Below are 4,318 nucleotides of genomic sequence, written 5' to 3' on the forward strand. Positions count from 1 at the left end.
TCCGCCCAGTCCTCCACGTTCAACACCTCCCTAGCGTCGGGAGGGGGTCAACATTCCCGGAACGCCTGGGGGTCAGAGTTCAGGATCCGGCGACATCTGCGCCGCAGCACCGCGGAATCGAGTCTCAGGCTATGCAGGACCGGATCCGAACAGCGAATAAAATCCAGTCGCGGAGCTTTGGACGCGGGATCGACTGAGAGAAAGTGGCAGTTTGAGATGGACCCGGCTGCGCTATCAGCCCTGACATAGAGGTCGCGCGTCACTGACCGGAGGAGCGGGTTCGGTGAAACGGCCGAGGAGTATCGAGTTCGCGGACGCCACTTCGCCCGTAGAGTGGGCGTCCGCCGTGGCGGTGGGCTTCGCCTGGCTCATGGACGGCCTCGACGCCAGTCTTCGCGAGTGCTGGCTCACGCCCGATCTGGCGATGATGACGACGTACCGGCTCCGCTCGACGGAGCTGGGAGTGCGGGTCACGGCCCTGGACGTCGACCCGACGGTCGGGCAGCCGCTCGATCCCCGTACACGTGGTCTGTCGGGGACCAGCTCACTGGGGATGGCGGGCAATCTGTTCCACGGGGTGCCGATGGATGCCTATGTGCCGTCCGCGCCGTGGCGTGACGACACCGGCCGCGGGTGGTGGGACTGGTGGAGCGACAACGGTGTCGCCCCGGACCTGACGTTAGCCGCTGATGTCTCCGGACCGCGGGCGCTCGTCATCGCGTGACGGCGACAGCCTCGTCGCTATGGCTTCGTCTGTTCGCAGATCCACGCGAGATAGACGGGGCTGCCGTCGTGGATCGGCCGTGCGCTGATGCTCGGGACGTCGTAGGGGTGTGCGGCCGCTGCTCGCTCGACAATGGTCGGAATGAGGCTGCGCCGGGTGTGGAGCGCTGCGCGCCCTTCGGTTCGGTCGTGGACCTGGCCGTCCCACCGGTAGGTGGACTGCACTGGCGCGAAGTTGTGGACGTTGGAGGCCAAGCGTTCGACGACCAGGCCCCGGGTGAACTCGCGCAGCCATTCAGGGTCGGGCGCGGTGATGACGACCTCGCAGAGCTCGACCTCATCTGGCGAGTTCACGGCGCGCTGCCGCGGGCAGCGATGAGATCGGTCATGGTCCGCTCGGAGTCCTCGCGGGTGCGGCCCATGGTTGCCCAGCCGGTCATGACCTGGTCGTCGTAGCCGAGGCCGACCCAGCGGCCGTTGAACTCGATCCCGTGCGGGTGCATGGCGAGGAACATCGTTCCCTTGGAGCGCACGGCCCCATCTGCTGCGGCGTACCAGCCGGTGAGGATCTGGTTGTCCCATAGGCGCAGCTCGCCCGACCAGAGGTAGCCGCCCTCGGCCTGGCTGAGTCCGCGTTGGGTGGCGGCGATGTGGACGAGGTCGCCCTCCTGGCGCATGTGCACCGGCTGGGTGGCGATCTTCTCGACGCCGTCGCGGGTGGTCTGCCACGACGCCCACCAGTCCCCGGTCAGCGAGACGCGGCCAGGTGTGCGGCCGGCCAGTTCACTCACCGAGATCCCGAGGGCGTCGGCGATGGTCAGGGCGACCGAGAGCAGGGGCTGCTGCTCGCCCGCCTCGTAGCGGCGGATCTGGCGGGTGTCGACTCCGGCCACGCGCGCGAGATCGGCCTGGGACATGCCGAGGTCAGCTCGGCGACGTCGGATCACTTCGCCCATTTCCACGCACCCCATCGTCGTAGGACTTCCTAGTCCTTGACAACCGGACTAGTTCGCCTCATCGCAGGACTAGTTAGTCCGAGATGAGGTCGGGAACGTCCGCCCTGCCGGTCTGACCTCGGCAGACACGACCGTCTCGCCGAGCAACCCGAGGAGGCGCCAGATGGCGATCACCAACAAGTTCCCCGTCGCGATGGGCGACGTGTTCCCGCACGGCGCGTTCGTCGTCTCCGAGGTCGAGCCGGTGCGCGACTTCGACAAGTCCGCCCCGGGACGCCCGGTGCAGCAGCTCGACAAGGAATCCGGCCTGCCGGTGTGGTCGGTATCGGTCCTCGACGCCGACCCCGCCGCCCGCCGGACGGACAAGACGGTGACGGTGAAGATCGCCGCGCCGCACCAGCCGGTCCCGCCCGAGGCCGCCGCCGGGCTGCCGTTCCGCCCGGTCGAGTTCGACGGCCTCACCGTCACCCCGTACGTGCAGGAGTCCGGGGGCCGACCCCGGGTGGCCTACAGCTTCCGCGCGGCCGGGATGCGCGCCCCCGGCCACCAGCGCCCGGCCCCGGGCAAGAACCAGGACGCCGCCTGAACTGCGCACATAGGTGGAGGGGGGCCCGCTGCAACGGGCTCCCCCTCCGGATCTCCCTCACCCACGCCCTAGCCAGGCATCTGAGTTCGGAAGGACACCGACCCTAGATGAACACCCAAACCGCACCCGCGGCCCCCGCCTCCGCCGACGACATGACTGTCGTTCCGGTGGTCCGGCTCGTGGTGGCCGGCCTCCGTCGCACCGGCCGCGCGATCCGCGATATCGCTCGGCCCCCGGCTGGGGACCTGCTCGCCCACGCCGCCCGAGCCCGTCGGCTCGCCGAGCTCCACACCCGCCGCGCCCGCTGGTGGGCCGTCCTGGAACACGACACCGCCACCAACGGCGTCCCCGTCGTCTACGTCCAGGCGGTCGTCACCGCCGTCCTCGACAACGAACGCCAGGCCCGCTACTGGACCGACACCGCCGACGACTGGCAGGCCCTCGCCGACGGACGCCCCACCTCCGACATCGCCGGGGCCATGTCCAACTGGACCGACCTCGGCCTCACCGAGCCCGCCGCACCCGGGCTCCCGGACGCCTCGGCGGTGGCCCGATGACCGCCCAGCCGACCGGCCGCCCGGTGCTGCGGCTCGTCCCGATCAGGGATCCCGCCGCCACGACAACCGACACCCGCTGGCGCGAGGACGCCGCGTGCGCGGGGCTGGACACCGAGCTGTTCTTCCCGGTCGACGACCGCGCCGCCTCGGTCGAGACACCGCGCCGGGTGTGCCGGGGCTGCCCGGTCCGCGCCGCCTGCCTCGCCGACGCCCTCGCCACAGAGGACCCGACTCGGCGCTACGGCATCACCGGCGGCACCACCCCGGGCGAGCGCCGGACCCTGCACCGCGCCGGACTCACCATCACCACCACGCCAGCTGTGGGCGGTGACGTCGCATGAACGCCACCAAGCCGACCCGCCCGGCCCGGTGCGAGGTCTGCCGCGCCCCGCTCCACGAGCGCCCCGACCCGCGTCGCCGCCGCTGCGCCGATCACCTCGACCAGCTCGCCCTGGTTCCGCTGTCCACCGTCCGCACCACTCGTGGCAAGGGAAGCCGGAAATGATCACCGCTGCTGTCTCACCGGCCGATGTGCCGCTGTCGGTCAACCAGATCCTCACCGTCGGCGGCGCCCTGGTCGCGGTCGCCGTCTACGTCCTCTACAAGGTCGGCCACTACCTCGTGAAGGTTGTGGAAGCCCTCGCGACCGCCGCGGTCGTGTTCATCGCGCTGTGGTTCGCCGTCAAGGGGCTCTTCCTCGCGATCGTGTGGGCGGTCCGGCACTGGCGCACCACCACGACGGTCACGGTGGTGTCGGTGTGGTGCTGGTGGTGGGGCTGGCTGTCGCTGCTGCTCGCCCTCGCTGTTCTCGCTGCTGGGCTCGGGGTGTGGCGGGTCGCGTCGCTGCCCTCGTTCGATCGCTGGGCCGGGCGTCACCTGCGGTCGTGGTGGCAGCGCTGGCTGGTCTACGCACCCCGGATGCCGCGCTGGCTGCGCTCGGTGGGCCTCACGGTCCCCGACCGCGGCGGGGCCACGGTCATCCAGGTCAACCCGCTGCGCCGCACCGCCACCGCACCCCGCGAGCGCCCGCGCCGCGACCAGCTCCCCCGCGTCCTCTCGGTCCGCTCCGGCCCCTCCTGGGACGAGGTCAAGGTCCGTCTCGTGCCCGGGCAGACCCCGGAGGACTTCGACCAGGCCGCCCGCGCCCTGGCCGTGGCGCGTGGGGTGAATCGCTGCCAGGTCCGCGAACTGAGCGCGAACGTGGTGTCGATCGACTACCAGCGCCGCAACCTCCTCGACGCCGTCGTCACCGCACCCGACCTCGACGCGATGGCCGGCCTTTCCGGGGACGCGATGGACCTGGACCGGGTGCTCTCGGGGGCGACGGAGTACGGGACCCCGTGGCGGCAGTCGATCCGCGGTAGCCACACCCTGATCGGCGGCGCCACCGGCGCAGGCAAGGGCTGTGAGACTCGAGAGCAGCTGGCCTGGGGCTGGCTGGCAGGGTCGGTGTTGTGATCTTCGGTCCGAGCGTGGCTCCTGGTAAAGGTGGCCTC

The 4,318-nt window shown here is 70.8% G+C and carries 8 protein-coding genes; 6 read left to right on the forward strand and 2 right to left on the reverse strand.

Features of this window, described 5'->3' with window-relative positions; translation table 11 throughout:
• Positions 1 to 346 precede the first annotated feature (346 nt).
• Positions 347 to 724: a hypothetical protein gene (locus AB0J24_RS28585; RefSeq protein ID WP_358686967.1), complete on the forward strand. Its 378-nt coding sequence runs from the start codon at positions 347 to 349 to the stop codon at positions 722 to 724.
• Positions 725 to 741: 17 nt separating this feature from the next.
• Here the strand turns inward: AB0J24_RS28585 and cutA are convergent, their stop codons facing one another.
• Together cutA and AB0J24_RS28595 are read right to left on the reverse strand one after the other, a co-directional pair.
• A complete protein-coding gene (gene cutA, locus AB0J24_RS28590) occupies positions 742 to 1,077 on the reverse strand; it encodes a divalent-cation tolerance protein CutA (RefSeq protein ID WP_358686969.1) in 336 nt (111 codons plus the stop codon).
• On the reverse strand, positions 1,074 to 1,679 hold the full coding sequence (locus tag AB0J24_RS28595; RefSeq protein ID WP_358686971.1) for a helix-turn-helix transcriptional regulator: 606 nt from the start codon (positions 1,677 to 1,679) through the stop codon (positions 1,074 to 1,076). Before AB0J24_RS28595 ends, cutA begins: the two co-directional genes overlap by 4 nt.
• 163 nt (positions 1,680 to 1,842) lie before the next feature.
• Here AB0J24_RS28595 and AB0J24_RS28600 point away from each other — a divergent pair, with 163 nt between their 5' ends.
• From AB0J24_RS28600 to AB0J24_RS28620, 5 genes are all read left to right on the forward strand, one after another.
• Positions 1,843 to 2,265, forward strand: a complete 423-nt coding sequence (locus AB0J24_RS28600) for a plasmid replication, integration and excision activator (RefSeq protein ID WP_358686973.1) — start codon at positions 1,843 to 1,845, stop codon at positions 2,263 to 2,265.
• Positions 2,266 to 2,372: 107 nt separating this feature from the next.
• Positions 2,373 to 2,822 (forward strand): hypothetical protein, encoded by a 450-nt coding sequence (locus AB0J24_RS28605; RefSeq protein ID WP_358686975.1) that lies wholly within the window; start codon positions 2,373 to 2,375, stop codon positions 2,820 to 2,822.
• A complete protein-coding gene (locus AB0J24_RS28610) occupies positions 2,819 to 3,163 on the forward strand; it encodes a WhiB family transcriptional regulator (protein ID WP_358686977.1) in 345 nt (114 codons plus the stop codon). The genes AB0J24_RS28605 and AB0J24_RS28610 overlap by 4 nt, the downstream gene beginning before the upstream one ends.
• Positions 3,160 to 3,327, forward strand: a complete 168-nt coding sequence (locus tag AB0J24_RS28615; protein ID WP_358686978.1) for a hypothetical protein — start codon at positions 3,160 to 3,162, stop codon at positions 3,325 to 3,327. Before AB0J24_RS28610 ends, AB0J24_RS28615 begins: the two co-directional genes overlap by 4 nt.
• Positions 3,324 to 4,280, forward strand: coding sequence for a hypothetical protein (locus AB0J24_RS28620; RefSeq protein WP_358686980.1), 957 nt, complete (start codon positions 3,324 to 3,326; stop codon positions 4,278 to 4,280). Before AB0J24_RS28615 ends, AB0J24_RS28620 begins: the two co-directional genes overlap by 4 nt.
• Positions 4,281 to 4,318 lie beyond the last annotated feature (38 nt).

The organism is Pseudonocardia sp. NPDC049635 (genome assembly GCF_040659795.1).
Classification (GTDB): Bacteria; Actinomycetota; Actinomycetes; order Mycobacteriales; family Pseudonocardiaceae; genus Pseudonocardia.